The organism is Marinomonas sp. KMM3893, assembly GCF_004352855.1.
GTDB lineage: Bacteria > Pseudomonadota > Gammaproteobacteria > Pseudomonadales > Marinomonadaceae > Marinomonas > Marinomonas arenicola.
In genome coordinates this window covers 188,078-205,424 of record NZ_SJSC01000007.1, presented here as the reverse complement: position 1 = coordinate 205,424, position 17,347 = coordinate 188,078, and the positions used below count along the sequence as shown (strand labels likewise).

Genomic DNA, 17,347 nt, shown 5'->3' with positions numbered 1-17,347 from the left:
CATAGAGACGTTGAACCACCTGATCCCATCCCGAACTCAGAAGTGAAAAGCGTCATCGCCGATGGTAGTGTGGGGGATCCCATGTGAGAGTAGGTCGTCGTCAAGCTTATAATTAAGAGAAGCCCCATCCTGCTACGCAGGGTGGGGTTTTTTCGTTCTAGCGTTGTAGTTTAAACAGAATTTCTTGTTCTTCCATTTGCTTGCGCCATCACTTTCTAAAGAGCCGTTCCTCGACGCGTCAGCGGCTCTCTAAAGATACGGTAAAACAAGAACCTCTCACACTGCTCTAATCAAGATAGGCATATATAAAAGTTAATGAATACAGTGCTTTATGTTTTTATCGAGATTAATCACGCCAGATGTGCAGGGTCAGACCCCTTAAAAAGTCGCACAGCGTCCAACTAACCACATCACTTGCTGTTTAAGGGCTCTGACCCTAGTCGTACTTCAGTAGAGCGGCCGTTTCTTGCTCTTCTGTTTAAAGGGATCTGACCCCTTTCAGCTCTAATATTTTTTAAGACAGGCATACGAAAAAGCCAGTAACCACGGTGCTTACCGCTCTTTTCGGTTTATTTTTCAGACTTCTTCTATACTTAATTTTTGTTTTCTCAAGGAAGAGGAACGAGATTATGCCAATGCCCAGAAGTCAGCAGGTATGCTTAGACGATACCCCTTATTACCACTGCGTGGCCCGATGTGTGCGTCGTGCTTTTTTGTGCGGTGAAGATCCATTTACAGGTGCGAGCTACGAACATCGACGAAGCTGGGTGGAGCATCGTTTGCTGTTCCTCGCCAGTGTCTTTTCGATCGATGTGTGTGCCTATGCGGTGATGAGTAACCATCTTCATGTTGTGCTGCATATCGATTCAGAGACTGTGAAAAACTGGTCTGTCGTGGAGGTGTTAGAGCGTTGGCATAAGCTTCATAAAGGCACGACCTTTACTCAGCGATACCTGCAGGGTGGTACTCTACCAGCGTATGTTATTACGCTCGCAGAAGCGGCGGCAGAAACCTACCGAGCACGCTTAATAGACATTAGCTGGTTTATGAAAGAACTTAACGAGCCGATTGCACGGCGAGCCAATCTAGAAGACGAATGCACAGGCCATTTCTGGGAAGGGCGCTTTAAATCCCAGGCTTTATTGGACGAAGCGGCGCTGATCGCTTGCATGGCCTATGTGGATTTAAATCCAGTCAGGTCGGGTATTAGTGACACTCCAGAAAGCTCCGATTTCACCAGCATCAAGAAGCGCGTGCTTGCCGTGAAAGAAAACAGCCAGCCCAAGACGCTGCACCCTTTTGTCGGTCATCCACGAAAAGGCATGCCCAACGGTTTGCCTTTTAAACTCGCAGATTATTTAGAGCTAGTCGATATGACAGGACGCATAGTGAAAGAAGGCAAAAAAGGCTCGATTGATGCATCCTTGCTTCCCATCCTACAGCGATTGAATATTTCATCTGACAATTGGATGTGTATTGCAACCGAGTTCGAAGCCAGAACAGGAAAAGTCGTCGGGCAGGCATCGTTCATTGACCAGTACTGCGAATCGCACCATCGCAGGCGCAATCGAAAAAGCGCTCAGCGACTCGCCTGATTATTATTTAGTTTCGATTACTTGTTTTTATTCGGTATTTTTTAATATACGAGCAATGATTATGTTCCGTTAGGACTCTCAATAGCTTGATTTTATAGGCTTTATGGCGTGCCTGTCTTGATTATTCGAAGCCGAAGTGGAAGCGTTTTCGGGTAGGGATCGTCCATGACCAGTACTGCGAATCGCACCATCGCAGACGCAATCGAAAAAGTGCTCAGCTACTCGCCTGATTAGTATTTAGTCTCGCTTACTTGTCTTTATCCTGTATATTTTAATATGCGAACAATGCATATGTTTCGCTAGGGCACTCAATAGATTGATTTTATTGACTTTATGGTGTGCCTGTCTTGATTTTTCCTTAAGGAGGTCGCTTATATGTTGATCAAGTTTTACAGTGAAGAGTCGGCGAGTTTTGTTATGTTTGATAGTGTCGCCAATCAATTGCTTACCATGATGGGTCAGAGTGGCAGTACAGAAGGGGCAGTCAGTGGCGAAGCCTTGACCTCTGCTTTGGATCATTTGGCTTTGGCTATTACACATGAGAAGGAGAAAGCCGCTGGTGCTAACCCAGATGAATCGGAAGAGGTAGCGCTATCAGTCCGTGCTGCGCCACTAATAGCGATGCTACGTCGAGCCTGCGATGCTGATGGTTATGTAATGTGGCGTCCAGACTAATAATTCTATAGGACAGGCATGTCAAAACATGAGCGTGCTTATCCTCTTGTGATGGGTTAGGGAAGATAGCCTGAATTTTGGGTGATTAGGTGTATAACAATACGCAATCCCAGCATGTGCTAAGTTCACCCTGTGGTGCTTGATGGGAGCTTAGCTAAATCAGCATAGCGGTAAAAATAGCATGATCCAAATTAGAGAGTATGAGCAATCAGACGCGCAGACCTTGTATGAACTTTTTTATCATACAGTTCGTCGTGTAAATGCGCGTGACTATTCTCGAGCTCAAGTAGAAGCATGGGCGCCGGATAATTTTGACTCTGAGGTATGGCAGCAAAAGATGGATTCTATTTCTCCTTTTATTGCCGAAATAGGAGGTGTAATGGTTGGTTACGCCGACCTTCAAAAAAACGGTTTAATCGATCATTTCTTTTGTCATCATGATTACCAAGGTAAAGGTGTTGCTCGTTGCCTTATGGAGCAGGTGTTTAGCGTTGGGGAATCGCGAGGCATTCACAAGTTTCGATCTGAGGTCAGTATTACTGCTCGGCCATTTTTTGAGTACTTTGGCTTTACGGTTATTAAAGAGCAAGAAGTGAAGGTTCGAGGACAAAACCTGAGAAACTTTATTATGGAAAAAGTTTGCTAGCATTCGCCAATCTGTATTTGCAACGCTAGGTCTAATGAAGCCCATTACGATGGCGAGAGACACTAAAGTCGTCATAAAAAAGACGTTACTGCACAGCAGGTTTTTTTGTTTCTGGCCTGACGACGCCAAACACTCATTCCAACTATTTCCTGAGCACTTATTCCCATATCAATATCACTGCCTGATCACAGGTTGTTTTTTCTATCGCTCCTGTGATGGACTGCTACGCAATATTTCATCAGAGGTGGTAAAATTTCATTATCTGGTTTTCAAATGAATTGAGCGAATTACTTTCTGTGGAGTATGTATGTCGGATAAAGGTCTTCTTGGGTCTGTGTATGAAAAAATTGCCAATGAAGAAGATGCGAGGGCGTGTGAGAAGATAGAAGACTCCGCGTGCAAACAGGTCCCAGGTAATTTTATAAAGCTGATCATTGCGCAATTTTTTACCAACTTAGGGGACGCTATTATTAACCCTAAAGTGACCTTGCCATGGATTTTACAAAGTGTCGGGGCGCCAGCCTATTTACTAGGGTGGTTGGTGCCGATTCGTGAATCAGGGTCTTTATTACCACAACTCGCGATCGCGAGTGTTATTCGTAAGTTGCCTATTCGAAAATGGGTCTGGATTGTTGGCAGTGTGATTCAGTCGCTGAGTATTGTGGCGATTGGTCTTATTGCTGTGGCGTTTAATGGCGCGCTAGCGGGCTGGCTAATTATGCTCTGTCTGGTTGTTTTTAGCTTAGCGAGAGGGCTGAGTTCAGTCGCGTCAAAAGATGTATTGGGCAAAACAGTGCCTAAAAGCCAGCGTGGTCAGGTGACGGGTTGGTCTGCAAGCGTTGCGGGCTTGGTTACCGTGGGCATAGCGATTGTAATGATGCTTAGTGCTTTTACGGAATTTGAGGCGAGTCCTGTTATTTATGGCTCTTGTTTGGTGGCAGCGGCCATGGTTTGGCTGATTGGCGCGGCGGTTTACTCTCAGGTGGTGGAATTTCCAGGCGAGGTTGATGGTGGTCGCAATGGCTTATTGGAAGCCTTGAAGCAGCTTAGCTTATTGAAAACAGATAGAGCGTTTCGTTTATTTGTTTTCACCCGGTCCTTGTTTCTTTGTACGGCTCTGAGCGCCCCTTATTACGTGGTGTTGGCTCAGCAAAAACTGGGTGGCGACGTATGGGTACTGGCCATGTTTTTGTTTGCTAGCGGCCTTGCCTCTCTTGTGTCTGCGCCTTTTTGGGGGCGCTTCTCGGACCGCTCTAGCAAGAAAGTCATGATGGTTGCTTGTGCTTTAAGCTCGGTTGTTGGTTTTGTATTGTTTGCTATTTCCTACCTTCAGCCCGCTTTGTTTAATAATATTTTGCTGTTACCAGTTTTGTATTTTCTGCTTACCATTGCCCATCAGGGCGTTCGAGTGGGTCGAAAAACCTATCTAGTGGATTTAGCGGATGGTAATAAACGCACCAGTTATGTGGCGGTGAGTAATACTGTGATTGGCGTTATGTTGCTGTTGATGAGCTTGATTGGCACGCTAACCCAGGTGATATCAATAGAAGGTTTGGTGCTGGTTTTTTCTGTTATGGCGATCGTTGGGGTGTTGATGGCGATGCGCTTACCAGAAGCCTAAGCAATCCCTAACAATCGAGTCCGTTAACACCGAGACAATAAAAAACCGCATCCGCTGACGTCGTAAGTCGCTTGATGCGGTTTTTTTTATCGCAAGGAATGACCCTTAGCGATTAGGACGGTAAATTTGCTTTCAGCCATGCGATAGCTTCAGGGTAGGGCGCTGGCATTGTAAGGCTATTAAGGGCTGTATTGAGCACCTCTAGATTACCTGTACAGAAGTTTAGATGCCCTACTTTACGACCGGGTCTAACGTCTTTTTGATACCAATACAGTTCTAGGCTCTTGATGTTTAACCACTGGTAATCAAGGTCGACACCAATAAGGTTTACCATCATGCTTTGGTTTTTGATTTCTGCTTCAACAAGAGGCAAGCCTGTTACTGCGCGAACGTGGTTTTCAAACTGACAAACATTGCTGCCAGCTTGGGTCCAGTGGCCACTGTTATGAACGCGTGGAGCAAGTTCATTAATAAGTAGCTCATCTCCGACACGGAAACATTCCATCGCCATAACGCCAACATAATCTAAAGCGTCCATTAATTTGCCTAGCATAGCTTCAGCGGTACTCTGGTACTGATCAAGGCGTTTCAACGGTGAAATAGAGGCGTATAAAATGCCATTGATGTGCAAGTTTAGAGTCAGTGGATAAAAGTACTTTTGACCGTCTTTGCCACGCACACCGACCAAGGAAACTTCTTCATCAAAGTTTATGGCTTGCTCTGCGATCGCGTGGCCTTTCCAGTCATCAGGGATTTCCGATTGTTCGGCTTGCTTAAGCCAGTATTGTCCTTTGCCATCGTAACCGCCACGACGGCGTTTCATGAGTACGCGCTCGCCTAAGGTCTGATACGCGTAGTCGGCAGTCGAGTCTTGCTCTACTGGAAACCAAGGCGCAGTCGCAAGCTCAAGGCGGTCTAGCCATTGTTTTTGCGTCAAGCGATCGGCCAGTTGAGGGAAGGTTGCCAAGTTAACAAAGTTCTTGTGTGTGGCCAGCTGCTTTGTGGCAACAGTCTCTGGCCACTCTTCGCGTTCCGCAGTGACTATGTCGTCGGCTTGCAGTGGTAACTCGTCGGTTGCTTCAATGTCGACAGGGCGAACATCAAGACCGAGCGGAGTGCCTGCTTGTTTTAGCATGGCGCCAAGTTGTCCAGCACCTAATACCCATAAAGTTGACATTTAGGCCTCGCGAGGATCAGGGTTAGCAAGAACAGTTTCCGTTTGTTGAGTACGGAACGCATCGATTTTTTTAGCCAATTCTGGGTCAGAGTTCGCAAGAATCTGACAAGCCAATAGGCCAGCATTAAAAGCACCAGCAGTACCTATGGCCAATGTGCCAACCGCCACGCCTTTAGGCATTTGAGCGATGGACAGTAAGCTGTCCATGCCGTTGAGCGCTTTACTTTGTACTGGCACACCTAGAACAGGCAGACGCGTATGCGCTGCAACCATGCCAGGTAAATGCGCGGCGCCGCCGGCGCCACCAATAATGACTTGAAATCCTTTTTCCGCAGCTTGTTCTGCAAACTCTGTGAGTTTCACTGGTGTTCTGTGAGCCGAAACCACTTCAACGTGATAACTCACGCCAAGTATGTCCATTATTTCAGCGGCACTTTCCATGGTGGCCCAGTCACTTTTCGATCCCATAATAAGGGCTACTTTTGCTTGCAAAACAATTCTCCTGCTGGCGGTTTTCAACGTGGTGTGCAGAGGGGCAGAGTTACGTTGATGGGTGAAATAGAGTCGCTTGTCATTACGTGGCCTATCACGTGAATGAAGCGAGATTAATTGGGCGATAATATAGCCGATTTTGAGGAAAACAGCGAGGGTATTGCGGCCATTGCTGGTGAGATGAAGAAAACAGCGCGGCAAAAAAAGAGCGACTTAAAGTCGCTCTTTTAGGTATTGGTCATAATCTGGCACTCTGCGCTCAAACTCACTATCAAAAAGTGGCGAAGAGATTAAGAAGTTAGCAGAAGACACGCTGCAGGCGATGGGAATATTCCAGACCGCTGCAACACGTAACAAAGCCTTTATATCGGGGTCATGGGGCATAGGTTCAAAGGGGTCCCAAAAAAAGATGAGGACATCAATTTTACCTTCCGCGATTAACCCACCTAACTGCTGATCGCCACCAAGGGGACCGCTAATAAGCGCTTGAACCGGAACCTTTAACTGCTTCTGCATTAAGTTTCCGGTGGTCCCAGTGGCCATTAAGTTGTGCTTGATGAGCTTTTCTTTGTGCTTCTCAGCCCACTCAATAAGTTCTGGCTTCATGTTGTCATGCGCCACCAGAGCGACGTTTTTACGCACTGGTGTCGTGACGGTTTTTTTCAGCAAGACTTTGTTTGCCACAGTAGATTATTCCTCTGTTTCGCCAACTTTTACAATTTTCATCATGTTGGTTGTGCCATGACTGACTAGGTGATCACCTTTGGTTACGATAACAAGGTCGCCATCGTTGATTAAGCCCAAGGATTTAACGTGATCAACAAGGCCTTTTACGATGGTTTCAATGTTGAATTCTTTAGAAGAGAACGACACTGGAGTAACACCACGGTACAGGTTGACTTTGTTTAGTGTTGCTTGGTTTGGTGATAGAGCATAAATAGGCAAACCAGAACTAATGCGAGACATTAACAATGGCGTTGTGCCTGACTCGGTCAAACTAATGATCGCTTTAACACCTTCCAAATGGTTGGCAGCGTACATAGCTGACATAGCAATGGTTTCATCAATGTTCGTAAAAGTCACATCGATACGGTGTTTAGAGCGGTTGATCGCAGGTTGTTTCTCTGCGCCCAAACAAACACGGTTCATAGTTTGAATGACTTCTTCAGGGTACGCACCCGCCGCTGTTTCAGCAGACAACATAACCGCATCTGTTCCGTCTAATACCGCGTTTGCTACATCAAAAACCTCAGCACGGGTTGGCATAGCGCTGGTGATCATGGTTTCCATCATTTGTGTCGCCGTAATAACTGGGCGGTTCAATTGACGGCAACGTTTGATCATGTGCTTTTGTACGCCGATAAGCTCAGCATCGCCGATTTCGACACCCAGGTCACCACGCGCAACCATGACAGCATCAGAAGCTAGGATGATAGCGTCCAATGTTTCATTGTCTGCAACGGCTTCAGCTCGTTCAACTTTAGAAACGATACCCGCTTTCAGGCCAGCGGCTTCGGCCAATGCGCGCGCTTCATGAAGATCCGCCGCACTGCGTGGGAAAGAGACAGCAAGGTAATCCGCCTTTAATGCGGCGGCTGTTTTGATGTCTTCTTTGTCTTTTTCCGTTAATGCTGCAGCAGACAAGCCACCACCTTGGCGGTTGATGCCCTTGTTGTTTGATAAGGCGCCACCAACGATGACTTTAGTGATAACTTCTAAGCCTTTTACTTCAAGGACTTCAAGTACAACTCGGCCATCATCAAGTAACAAAATATTACCTGGTTGAGAGTCTTTTGCTAATTGTGGGTAGTCGATTCCGACACGAGTTTCATCGCCGTTGTTTTTATCAAAACCCACATCAAGAATGAAGGTTGCGCCGTCTGCTAGTTCTACTTTTGTGTCTTTAAAGCGAGCGATACGGATTTTAGGACCTTGTAGGTCGCCAAGGATAGCAACATGACGGCCATTTTTTTCCGCCATAGCACGAACAACGTTGGCGCGATCGATGTGATCTTCTGGTTGTCCATGGGAAAAATTAAGACGGAAAACATTGGCACCAGCAAGGATCAATTTTTCGATCATTTCAGGAGAGCTAGAAGCAGGACCAAGTGTTGCAACGATTTTTGTTCTACGAGTCATGATAGATTACCAAACATTAGAAAGCGTGTGACTGAGTATAAGATAGGACAAAGGCCGCGTCAGCAGCCTTTGTTAATAATGATTATTTAGCGCTCATTAATGCGATGGTATTGTCTAACATACGGTTAGAGAAGCCCCATTCGTTGTCATACCACGCCATGACTTTTACCAATTTGCCTTGAACGCGGGTTTGTGTCGCATCAAAGTTGGAAGTGTAATCATTATGGTTAAAGTCGCTAGACACTAATGGCTCATGATTGACATGCAGCACTTGCGCCAAAATTGGATCCGCTTTTACTGCGTCTTCAATGATTTGGTTAACTTCTTCTACTGTCGTTTCGCGTGGTGCTAAGAAGGTCAAATCAACAAGCGATACGTTGATTGTTGGAACGCGAACCGCCATGCCGTCAAATTTACCAACTAGCTCAGGAACCACTAGGCCAACAGCCGCGGCAGCACCTGTTTTACTAGGAATCATGTTCATTGCTGCGGCACGAGCACGGTATAGATCGTCGTGGTATACATCCGATAGACGCTGATCGTTGGTGTAAGAGTGGATGGTTGTCATTAAGCCACTTTCAATACCAAGCTTGTCGCTTAGTGGTTTAGCGATAGGGGCTAGGCAGTTGGTGGTACAAGATGCATTAGAGATGACCGTCATGTCAGAGGTCAATACATCTTGGTTTACCCCGTAAACGACGGTAGCGTCTACTTCTTTACCTGGTGCAGAAATGATGACTTTTTTAGCGCCGGCAGTAATGTGTGCGCTGGCTTTTTCTTTTGTCGTGAAGAAACCAGTACATTCATAGACAACGTCTACGCCTAACTCTGCCCAAGGAAGGTCTGCAGGGTTACGCTCAGAGAAAGTGCGAATTTTATCAGAGTTAACATACAGAGCTTCGTCGTCAAAGGTAACTTCGCCATTGAAACGGCCGTGCACTGTGTCGTATTTAGTCAGGTGAGCGTTGGTTTTAGAATCGCCAAGGTCATTAATTGCGACCACTTGAATTTGATCGCGCTTGCCTGATTCATATAGCGCTCTAAGTGTATTGCGTCCAATACGTCCGTATCCGTTGATTGCTACTTTAATAGTCATACTCACCTCTAAATATCGTGAAACTCCATTTGCTCTTACTCCTCTTAAGAGAAAGACAAATGGATAAATGTATTCTTTGACGTAAAAATACTACATAACGTGATTTTCAAGCAAGGATAGCGCATGAAATAGGCGGTTATTGATTAAAAAATACGCGTCTGCAGTGTGTTTTTAAGATCATACAATAAAAAATGTTACTGATGGATGATATTTTAAAGGAAAAAAAGAGTTTTTGGGGCTTTTTATGTAAATTAATTACAATATTTTATTCTCATCCGCGATTTTTATGGTTTTTTAGGATGATTTTTTTTAAAAATGTAGTAATATTACAAAAAATGATTTCAGGTCAGTCGGGCAGTGACTGCTGTAGAAACGGAGTAAAGTATGAACCCTATCGTTACGAAAGTAACTGAAGCCATCATTGAGCGCAGCCAGTCTTTGCGTACTCAATACTTATCCGATATGAAGAAAGCACAAGAGCAAGGCCCTCATCGAGGTACTTTATCTTGCGGTAATCTAGCTCATGGTTTTGCAGCCTGTCAGCCGACTGATAAGCAGAAGCTAACATTAATGGAAGAGGCGAACATTGGCATCATCTCTTCTTATAACGACATGCTATCTGCGCACCAACCTTACGAAAACTACCCTGATCAAATCCGTAAAGCCGTTGCCGAAATGGGCAGTGTGGCGCAATTTGCGGGCGGCGTGCCAGCAATGTGCGATGGCGTGACACAAGGGCAAGATGGTATGGAATTGAGCCTCTTTAGTCGCGACAACATCGCGCAAGGGGCAGCGATTGCTTTATCTCATAATATGTTTGATGCCGCTTTGTATTTAGGCATCTGTGACAAGATTGTACCAGGCCTACTGATTGCAGCCCTTCGTTTTGGTCACTTACCAGCCTTGTTTGTGCCTGCAGGCCCAATGCACTCAGGTATTTCTAATGCAGAAAAATCTGCCGTGCGTCAGCGTTATGCCCAAGGCCAAGCCAACCGTGAAGAGTTGCTTGAAGCTGAGTCTGCGTCTTACCACAGTGCAGGGACTTGTACCTTCTACGGCACAGCAAACTCTAACCAGTTGCTTGTCGAAATGATGGGGCTACAGTTACCAGGGTCATCGTTTGTGAACCCGAATGATGAATTACGTGGCGCACTGACGAAACACACCGCGCAATTGGCGACAAAAATCACCTCTTTAGGCCGTGATTACCGTCCTTTGTACGAAGTTGTTGATGAGCGCAGCATTGTGAATGCCATTGTCGGCCTATTGGCGACTGGTGGCTCTACTAACCATACGATGCACATTGTCGCGTTTGCTCGTGCCGCTGGCATCATTGTGACTTGGGATGATTTTGCCGCCCTGTCTAAAGTGGTTCCTTTATTGACGCGTATTTATCCGAATGGCCAAGCGGACATCAACCATTTCCACGCCGCAGGCGGCATGGCTTTCTTGGTTAAGCAGTTGCTAAAAGGTGGTTTGTTGCATGAAGATGTGATGACCATTGTGGGTAAAGGTTTGACGCATTACACCAAAGAGCCTTTCTTAGAAGGCGATAAGGTTGTGTGGCGTGATGGCACTGAGGAAAGTTTGGATCTAGACGTTGTCCGTCCAATCGAAGACCCGTTCAGCAAAGAGGGCGGTTTGTCCTTGCTAAAAGGTAACTTGGGCCGCGCGGTCATTAAAGTCTCTGCTGTTGCAGAAGAAAATCGAATTGTTGAAGCGCCAGCGGTGGTATTCCATAGTCAAAATGATTTGGCTGCGGCGATTTCTAATGGTGAGCTAGAGCGCGATTGCATTGCCGTGGTTCGCTTCCAAGGCCCCAAAGCAATTGGCATGCCTGAGTTGCATAAACTCACCCCTTATTTAGTTAACCTGCAAGACAAGGGCTATAAAGTCGCTTTGGTAACGGATGGCCGCATGTCGGGTGCCTCTGGCAAAGTACCAGCCGCGATTCACCTTACACCTGAGGCGGTTGCTGGTGGTTTGATTGCTAAAATCCAAGAAGGTGACCTGATCCGCCTAGATGCGGTAGAAGGCACTATCTCTGTGCTTATTTCCGATGAAGAGCTGGCGTCTCGTAGCGCAGCTCAACAAGATTTAACTGGCTCCTACCAAGGTATGGGGCGTGAGCTATTTAGCGCTCAGCGTGCTCTCGTGAGCGGTGCTGAACAAGGTGCTTGTAGCTTGTTTAACGACTAATTGATGGTTTCCTCTGACTACTAACGTTTGTTAGTAATGGTGTTTAGGGCTTGCTTTGCAAGCCCTTTTTTTATGCACTAATAATGAGTAGCCAAGCGGAATGGTTAAGTGGCGGTATGAGAGGAGGGTGTTGCGGCGCTTCAGAAAAAGGCTTGAGGTTGGAGGTAAGGAGAAATGAGAGTGATAAAAAAAGCCCAGTTCAAAGGATTGAACTGGGCTTCGTATTATGGAGAGGAAGTGCTTACTCCATAGTGTCCAATGCTTCAGTGTACTCATCGAACTTGTCTGTTACTTTCTTCTCAGGCGCTCCACCCATCACACTAAAGATGACGATAGCAATGGTTGAGAAGAGGAATCCAGGGACGATTTCGTATAGATCGAAAATGCCGCCGTGAAGCTGTTTCCAAACAACGATAGTCACACCACCAACAATGATACCAGCAAGGGCACCGTTGCGGTTCATGTTACGCCAGAACAAGCTCAATAGGATTGCTGGGCCAAATGCGGCACCGAAACCTGCCCAAGCGTAAGACACTAGGCCTAATACAGAGCTGTTTGGATTCAATGCTAAGACCAAAGCAATAATAGAGATGGCAACAACGGCAAAGCGACCAACGTTAACGATTTCTTTTTGCGTTGCGTTTTTGTTAATCAACTGTTTGTAGAAATCTTCAGCCAATGCAGAAGAAGAAACAAGTAGTTGAGAATCCGCAGTACTCATGATCGCCGCTAGGATAGCAGCAAGTAGAATACCAGCAACAACAGGGTGGAAGACGGCGTTAACCATGATCATGAAGATTTTCTCAGGGTCAGCAAGTGTGCCACCCATGTGATTATCAACATAAACGATACCAGATAGACCGATAGCCAATGCACCAGCCATACATAAAACAGTCCAAATCACAGCGATGCGACGTGCTGTTTTGATGTCTTTGTTAGAACGAGACGCTTTAAAGCGAGCTAAGATATGAGGCTGACCGAAGTAACCTAGGCCCCAAGCAACAAGAGACACGATACCGATCAAAGACAAAGGCTCGCCTTTCACGTTAGTCCAGATGTCTAATAGTTCAGGGTTTTTCGCAGCCAATGTTGCTGGCAATTCAGACCAGCTACCATCAAGCGCAACAACCGGTACTATCATCAATGCCGCAGCCATCATCAGGCCTTGTACAAGGTCAGTCCAAGCAACCGCTAGGAAACCACCAAATAAAGTGTAGGAAACAACACACACAGTACCGATAACAACCGCGTAGGTGTAATCAAGGTGGAAAACAGTTTCAAACAATTTACCGCCAGCTACTAGACCTGAACTTGTGTAAAACAAGAAGAATAGTAGGATGAAAGCCGCTGAAATGGTTTGGATAAGTTTGGATTTATCTTGAAAACGAGTCGCAAGGAAGTGAGGAATCGTTAGAGAGTTTTCCGCTTTAATACTGTATGTACGCAAACGTTTTGCACACAACAACCAGTTCAACCAAGTGCCGACTAGCAAACCGCCACCCAGCCAAATAGATTCCATACCAGAGGCGAATGCGTAGCCAGGCAGACCAAGAAGCAACCAGCCACTCATGTCAGATGCACCAGCAGAAATCGCTGTAGGCCAAGGTCCCAGTGAGCGACCTCCAAGGAAGTAATCTTCTGCATTAGAAGTAAGCTTGTAAGCGTAAAGCCCAATACCAAGCATAACAATTAGATAAGCTAAAAACGTAAAGCTTATCGCGTAGCTAGTGTTCTCAATCATTGTAGTTCCCTAGTCGATAAATTCATTTGGATGCGACGGTACTAACATCGAGTGTTTCAATACTCTTGGGTAGTATTAGTTTGATGAAAGACCTAAGCAATGTATTGGTAGAAGCAGGCTTCCACCCATTCGCATCGAATAATTATAATTTTTAAACGTTCAAGTCTCTGAAATATGATCTAAAAGCACATGGTCAAGTATATTTTATTTTGACCATTTTTAGCACAGTTCATAACTAGGTTGAGCATTCTAGGTATGTATACGCGGATTATCTTTCAAAAAACTCTGGCAAAGTTGCAAAAAAATCTGGAGGTGGGGCGAAAAACGATAAATGCTTGTCAAAAAAGTGTCAAAATCTAAAAAGGCACCTTAGGTGCCTTTTGTATTTTTACTGTAAGTTCGTGGACTTATTTTTTTTCTACTTTTGGTAGCCGAGTATCTTGCACGCTCAACTTCAGTTTTCTGAGGTGAGCATTGAACTCTGGGCCACGTTTTAATAGAACACCGGTCGCTAGGGCATCGATCAAGGTTAAGTAGACGATACGTGAGCTCATTGGCGTATAAATGTCGGTGTCTTCTGTTTCTTCAATGGGTAGCACAATTGAGCAATGTTCGGTCAGAGGGGAATCCGGGTTCGTGATACCTATGACGGTTGCCCCCGCTTCACGAGCGACACGAGCAGTCTCAATGAGCGGCAATGTTCTCCCTGTATAAGAGATAATGACCACTGCATCGCCTGGGTGTGTTCCCGCTGCCGCCATGCGCTGTACTAAAATGTCGGTGTAGGCAACAACCGGCATGTTTAAGCGGAAAAACTTATGGTGAGCGTCTTTCGCAACAGGGCCTGATGCACCTAAACCGTAAAACTCAATACGGCGAGCTTGGGCAAGCACATCCACGGCACGGCTGATAAGAGATTCAGGTAAAATCTCTTGGGCGCGCGTTAGATTATTCTTTGCGGCTTCAAAAATTTTACTGGTGACCGCTCCGGGTGCATCGTCTGGTTCTACGTTTAAGTTAACGTAAGGTGTACCTGTTGCTAAGCTTTGAGCCAAGGACACTTTAAAATCAGGGAAGCCACTTCCAATCAAGCTGCGACAGAAGCGGTTAACCGTTGGTTCGCTGACTTCTGCTCGTGCTGCTAATTTTGCAATACTGGAATGGATGGTCGTTTTTGGGTCGGCAAGAATGGCCTCAGCTACTTTTCGCTCTGATTTGCTTAAAGTGCTCAGTCGTTCTTGTATCTTACGAATAATGTCTTCGTGTTTATTCATTGATCTGCTTCAAAATTGGCTATTGACTCGGATAGTTGTGTTGGTCATTCTGACAGCGACTTACAACTCTGGCAATAAAATGATTAAAAATGGTTAATTTATCCGGCTATTTCGACAAAATGGTGGTGGCTTTACCCCAAAATAGCAAAATTGAGGTGGCATCCTTTGAAGATGGTTTTTCAAATCATGTCTATCGACTTGACTGGGATGGTTCGCCTCAATGGGTATTAAGAGTTCCCGGATTGGATGAATCCGCCTTTTTTATTAACCGACAATGCGAATTGCAGGTCGTCTCTATGGCGGCTCAAGCGCGCTTATCCCCAGAGCTACTTTGGCACGATGACGAGGGGGCTTTTGCCTGCCGCTTTGTGCCTCAGCCTTCTTGCGAATGGACTGTGGTACACAGTACAAAGAATATTGAGCGTATAGCGAAGGCATTAGCGAGTGCGCATCAATTGCCGCCAGTAGAACATCAGTTTTGTATTTATCGGGTGATCGAGCATTATTTGCAGGGCATCGCCGGCTATTTAAGCGTTCGGCCCGAGTTGGCCGTAGAGTATGCCTATTTAAAGAAACAGCTAGATTCGCTGGATCGGCTTACCCCGACGCAAGCTCCAGTGTTATGCCATAATGACGCCAACCCGAAAAACTTCTTAATAGACGATCAAGCGTTATGGTTGATTGACTGGGAATACGCTGGCATGGGGGACCCTTTGTTTGATCTTGCTGTGGTGTCTCGTTCCCATAATTTAACGTTAAGCCAACGCCAAGTGTTGATACAGGCTTATCAGCCAGCGTTAGAGGGTGGCGATACTTTATGGCGCCTAGAACAATATGGCTTGGCGTACGCTTTACGGGAAATGGCGTGGTTGTTATTGAAGCATTTAACCTCGTCTGAAGACCCGGACGCGCACGGCTTCTATTATGAATTTAAAGGAACGCCGACTTTAAACCCTTTTCCAATAGCTGAATCCACAATTTAGAGTTGATATATGACACTACCTTCCAGTTGGCAATCACGATTAGCCAGTGAATTTGACAAAGATTACATGCGTGCTTTAACGCAATTTTTATTGCTTGAGAGACAAGAGAAATGCATTTATCCAGAGGCCAACGATTGTTTTAACGCCTTGATAGAAACCCCGTTTGAGAAAGTAAAAGTGGTGATATTAGGGCAAGACCCTTATCACGGAGCCGGTCAGGCGCATGGCTTGTCATTTTCCGTTAAGCCTGGGGTCAAAGTACCGCCTTCTTTGGTGAATATTTATAAAGAATTGACCAGTGATTTGGGGATTCCTCCCGCCGAACATGGCTTTTTAAACCAGTGGGCAAAGCAAGGTGTTTTGTTGCTAAACAGTGTCTTGACGGTGGAAGCCGGTAAAGCCGGTTCTCACCAAAAGAAAGGCTGGGAAACCTTCACCGATAAAATCATTGAATTGATCAATCAAGAGCAAGAAGGGGTCGTGTTTTTACTGTGGGGCGCGTATGCCCAGAAAAAAGGCCGCTATATTGATCGCCAAAAACACTGTGTTTTGGAGAGCGTCCACCCATCGCCCTTGTCGGCGTATCGTGGTTTCTTAGGGTGCCGCCACTTTTCGCAAGCCAATGCCTATTTACAAGGTATCGGGAAAACTCCGATTCATTGGGCATTGGACCCGGTTTAAACAAATTGCCCGCCTAAAAAAGGAGCCGATGGGCTCCTTTTTTGTGGGATTATTTTGTATTTTCAAGCCGATAGGGAAGAGGGATTAAGGTGACGGCTTGCTCACCTAGGAAAAAGTCATTTACCTCAGTCGGTTCTATATTGAGAATGATTTGCGCCACATTAAGGTCATGGTAACGGGCTGCTTTGAATACACTGCCGATGCTTTTGCCTTCGCTGTCTAATAATGTAGAACTCACGTCGGTATCGCCTTTCCAGGTAAAGAGGGCCAATTGTTTCTTTGACTTCCCGCGGTATTGCATTCTTGCAACGATTTCTTGGCCTGTGTAACAGCCTTTCGTGAAGCTGATACCACCAGTGCGTTGCATATTGAGCCATTGCGGTAGCACCTCTTCGCTGTGTTCCGCGTCGATCAGCGGTCTGGCGGTAAGCAAAGACAAGAGTTCGGCTTGTGGTGACGCAGGCGCATTGTCTGCTAAGGCATTGGCATTACGTTGCAAACAGAGGCTTGCCCGTGTCGGACTTTCACTGATCGTCAGGGTAATGGCGTCGTCACTTATTGTGGTTGGTAGCCACTCATCTAAAGCGTCCGGAGTCTGGGGATTATCTGATTCAGTAAAGGACGCTTGAATAGCAAACTCATCGGTTGCCATGCTCAGCGTTACTTTGAAAAATACGGCGTATTTTTTTAAGTGATTGAGTGCCGTCTCAACCAAGGGAGCACTCATAACAAGCAAGATGTCTTCTTGCTCTTTAATCACAAAAAAGTTGCTGATGATTCGGCCTTTTACACTGCAAATAGCGCCGTATAAACTCTTGTCATCAGACAACTTTGCCATATCGCAAGACACTTGGCCTTGAAGAAACTTGCCGGCATCGCTGCCATTAATTCGTAATACGCCAAGCTGTGTATTGGGTGCTGTGACGTCTTGGTCAAGTAATGAGGTCACTAAGTGAGATAAAGTATTCATAGAGCAAAACCTATAGTCGTTTAGATAAACGACATGATTGACTGTGTTGAGAGGCTCG

Annotated in this window: 15 protein-coding genes and 1 rRNA gene; 8 read left to right on the top strand and 8 right to left on the bottom strand. The window is 45.8% G+C overall.

All coding sequences use genetic code 11. From position 1 onward, the window contains the following. The 5 genes from rrf to E0D71_RS15750 all read left to right on the top strand — a co-directional run. Positions 1-106 (top strand): 5S ribosomal RNA (rrf, locus tag E0D71_RS15770); the annotation flags it as partial. Positions 107-629: 523 nt separating this feature from the next. Continuing rightward, positions 630-1,595 carry a transposase gene (locus E0D71_RS15765; protein WP_133004266.1) on the top strand — a complete coding sequence of 322 codons (966 nt, stop codon included), beginning with the start codon at positions 630-632 and terminating at the stop codon, positions 1,593-1,595. Between the two features lie 375 nt (positions 1,596-1,970). Beyond that, positions 1,971-2,270 (top strand): DUF1840 family protein, encoded by a 300-nt coding sequence (locus E0D71_RS15760; protein ID WP_133004265.1) that lies wholly within the window; start codon positions 1,971-1,973, stop codon positions 2,268-2,270. A 181-nt stretch (positions 2,271-2,451) separates the two neighbouring features. Then, positions 2,452-2,916, top strand: a complete 465-nt coding sequence (locus tag E0D71_RS15755; protein ID WP_133004264.1) for a GNAT family N-acetyltransferase — start codon at positions 2,452-2,454, stop codon at positions 2,914-2,916. A gap of 307 nt (positions 2,917-3,223) precedes the next feature. Continuing rightward, complete coding sequence (locus E0D71_RS15750) at positions 3,224-4,537, top strand: MFS transporter (protein ID WP_133004263.1); 1,314 nt, start codon at positions 3,224-3,226, stop codon at positions 4,535-4,537. 112 nt (positions 4,538-4,649) lie between these two features. On the opposite strand, the gene purK is transcribed toward E0D71_RS15750, so the two are convergent. The 5 genes from purK to gap form a co-directional block, all read right to left on the bottom strand. Continuing rightward, the gene (gene purK, locus E0D71_RS15745) at positions 4,650-5,714 is read right to left on the bottom strand and encodes a 5-(carboxyamino)imidazole ribonucleotide synthase (protein WP_133004262.1); all 1,065 of its coding nucleotides are present in this window, start codon (positions 5,712-5,714) and stop codon (positions 4,650-4,652) included. Further along, positions 5,715-6,206: a 5-(carboxyamino)imidazole ribonucleotide mutase gene (gene purE / locus E0D71_RS15740; protein ID WP_133004261.1), complete on the bottom strand. Its 492-nt coding sequence runs from the start codon at positions 6,204-6,206 to the stop codon at positions 5,715-5,717. It abuts the gene before it with no gap. Positions 6,207-6,419: 213 nt separating this feature from the next. After that, on the bottom strand, positions 6,420-6,890 hold the full coding sequence (locus E0D71_RS15735; protein WP_133004260.1) for a methylglyoxal synthase: 471 nt from the start codon (positions 6,888-6,890) through the stop codon (positions 6,420-6,422). Positions 6,891-6,896: 6 nt separating this feature from the next. Next, a complete protein-coding gene (pyk, locus tag E0D71_RS15730) occupies positions 6,897-8,345 on the bottom strand; it encodes a pyruvate kinase (RefSeq protein WP_133004259.1) in 1,449 nt (482 codons plus the stop codon). 82 nt (positions 8,346-8,427) lie between these two features. Then, complete coding sequence (gene gap, locus E0D71_RS15725) at positions 8,428-9,441, bottom strand: type I glyceraldehyde-3-phosphate dehydrogenase (RefSeq protein WP_133004258.1); 1,014 nt, start codon at positions 9,439-9,441, stop codon at positions 8,428-8,430. 384 nt (positions 9,442-9,825) lie between these two features. Between gap and edd the strand changes: the two genes are divergently transcribed. Next, a complete protein-coding gene (edd, locus tag E0D71_RS15720; protein WP_133004257.1) occupies positions 9,826-11,640 on the top strand; it encodes a phosphogluconate dehydratase in 1,815 nt (604 codons plus the stop codon). A gap of 241 nt (positions 11,641-11,881) precedes the next feature. On the opposite strand, the gene putP is transcribed toward edd, so the two are convergent. Both putP and hexR read right to left on the bottom strand, forming a co-directional pair. Then, positions 11,882-13,381 (bottom strand): sodium/proline symporter PutP, encoded by a 1,500-nt coding sequence (gene putP, locus E0D71_RS15715; RefSeq protein ID WP_133004256.1) that lies wholly within the window; start codon positions 13,379-13,381, stop codon positions 11,882-11,884. A gap of 407 nt (positions 13,382-13,788) precedes the next feature. Then, positions 13,789-14,655: a transcriptional regulator HexR gene (gene hexR, locus E0D71_RS15710; RefSeq protein ID WP_133004255.1), complete on the bottom strand. Its 867-nt coding sequence runs from the start codon at positions 14,653-14,655 to the stop codon at positions 13,789-13,791. An 89-nt stretch (positions 14,656-14,744) separates the two neighbouring features. On the opposite strand from hexR, the gene E0D71_RS15705 reads away from it, so the two are divergent. Continuing rightward, positions 14,745-15,638 (top strand): choline kinase family protein, encoded by an 894-nt coding sequence (locus E0D71_RS15705; RefSeq protein ID WP_133004254.1) that lies wholly within the window; start codon positions 14,745-14,747, stop codon positions 15,636-15,638. A gap of 9 nt (positions 15,639-15,647) precedes the next feature. Then, a complete protein-coding gene (gene ung, locus E0D71_RS15700; protein ID WP_133004253.1) occupies positions 15,648-16,319 on the top strand; it encodes a uracil-DNA glycosylase in 672 nt (223 codons plus the stop codon). Between the two features lie 49 nt (positions 16,320-16,368). On the opposite strand, the gene E0D71_RS15695 is transcribed toward ung, so the two are convergent. Continuing rightward, positions 16,369-17,289, bottom strand: a complete 921-nt coding sequence (locus tag E0D71_RS15695; protein ID WP_133004252.1) for a folate-binding protein YgfZ — start codon at positions 17,287-17,289, stop codon at positions 16,369-16,371. Positions 17,290-17,347: the final 58 nt, after the last annotated feature.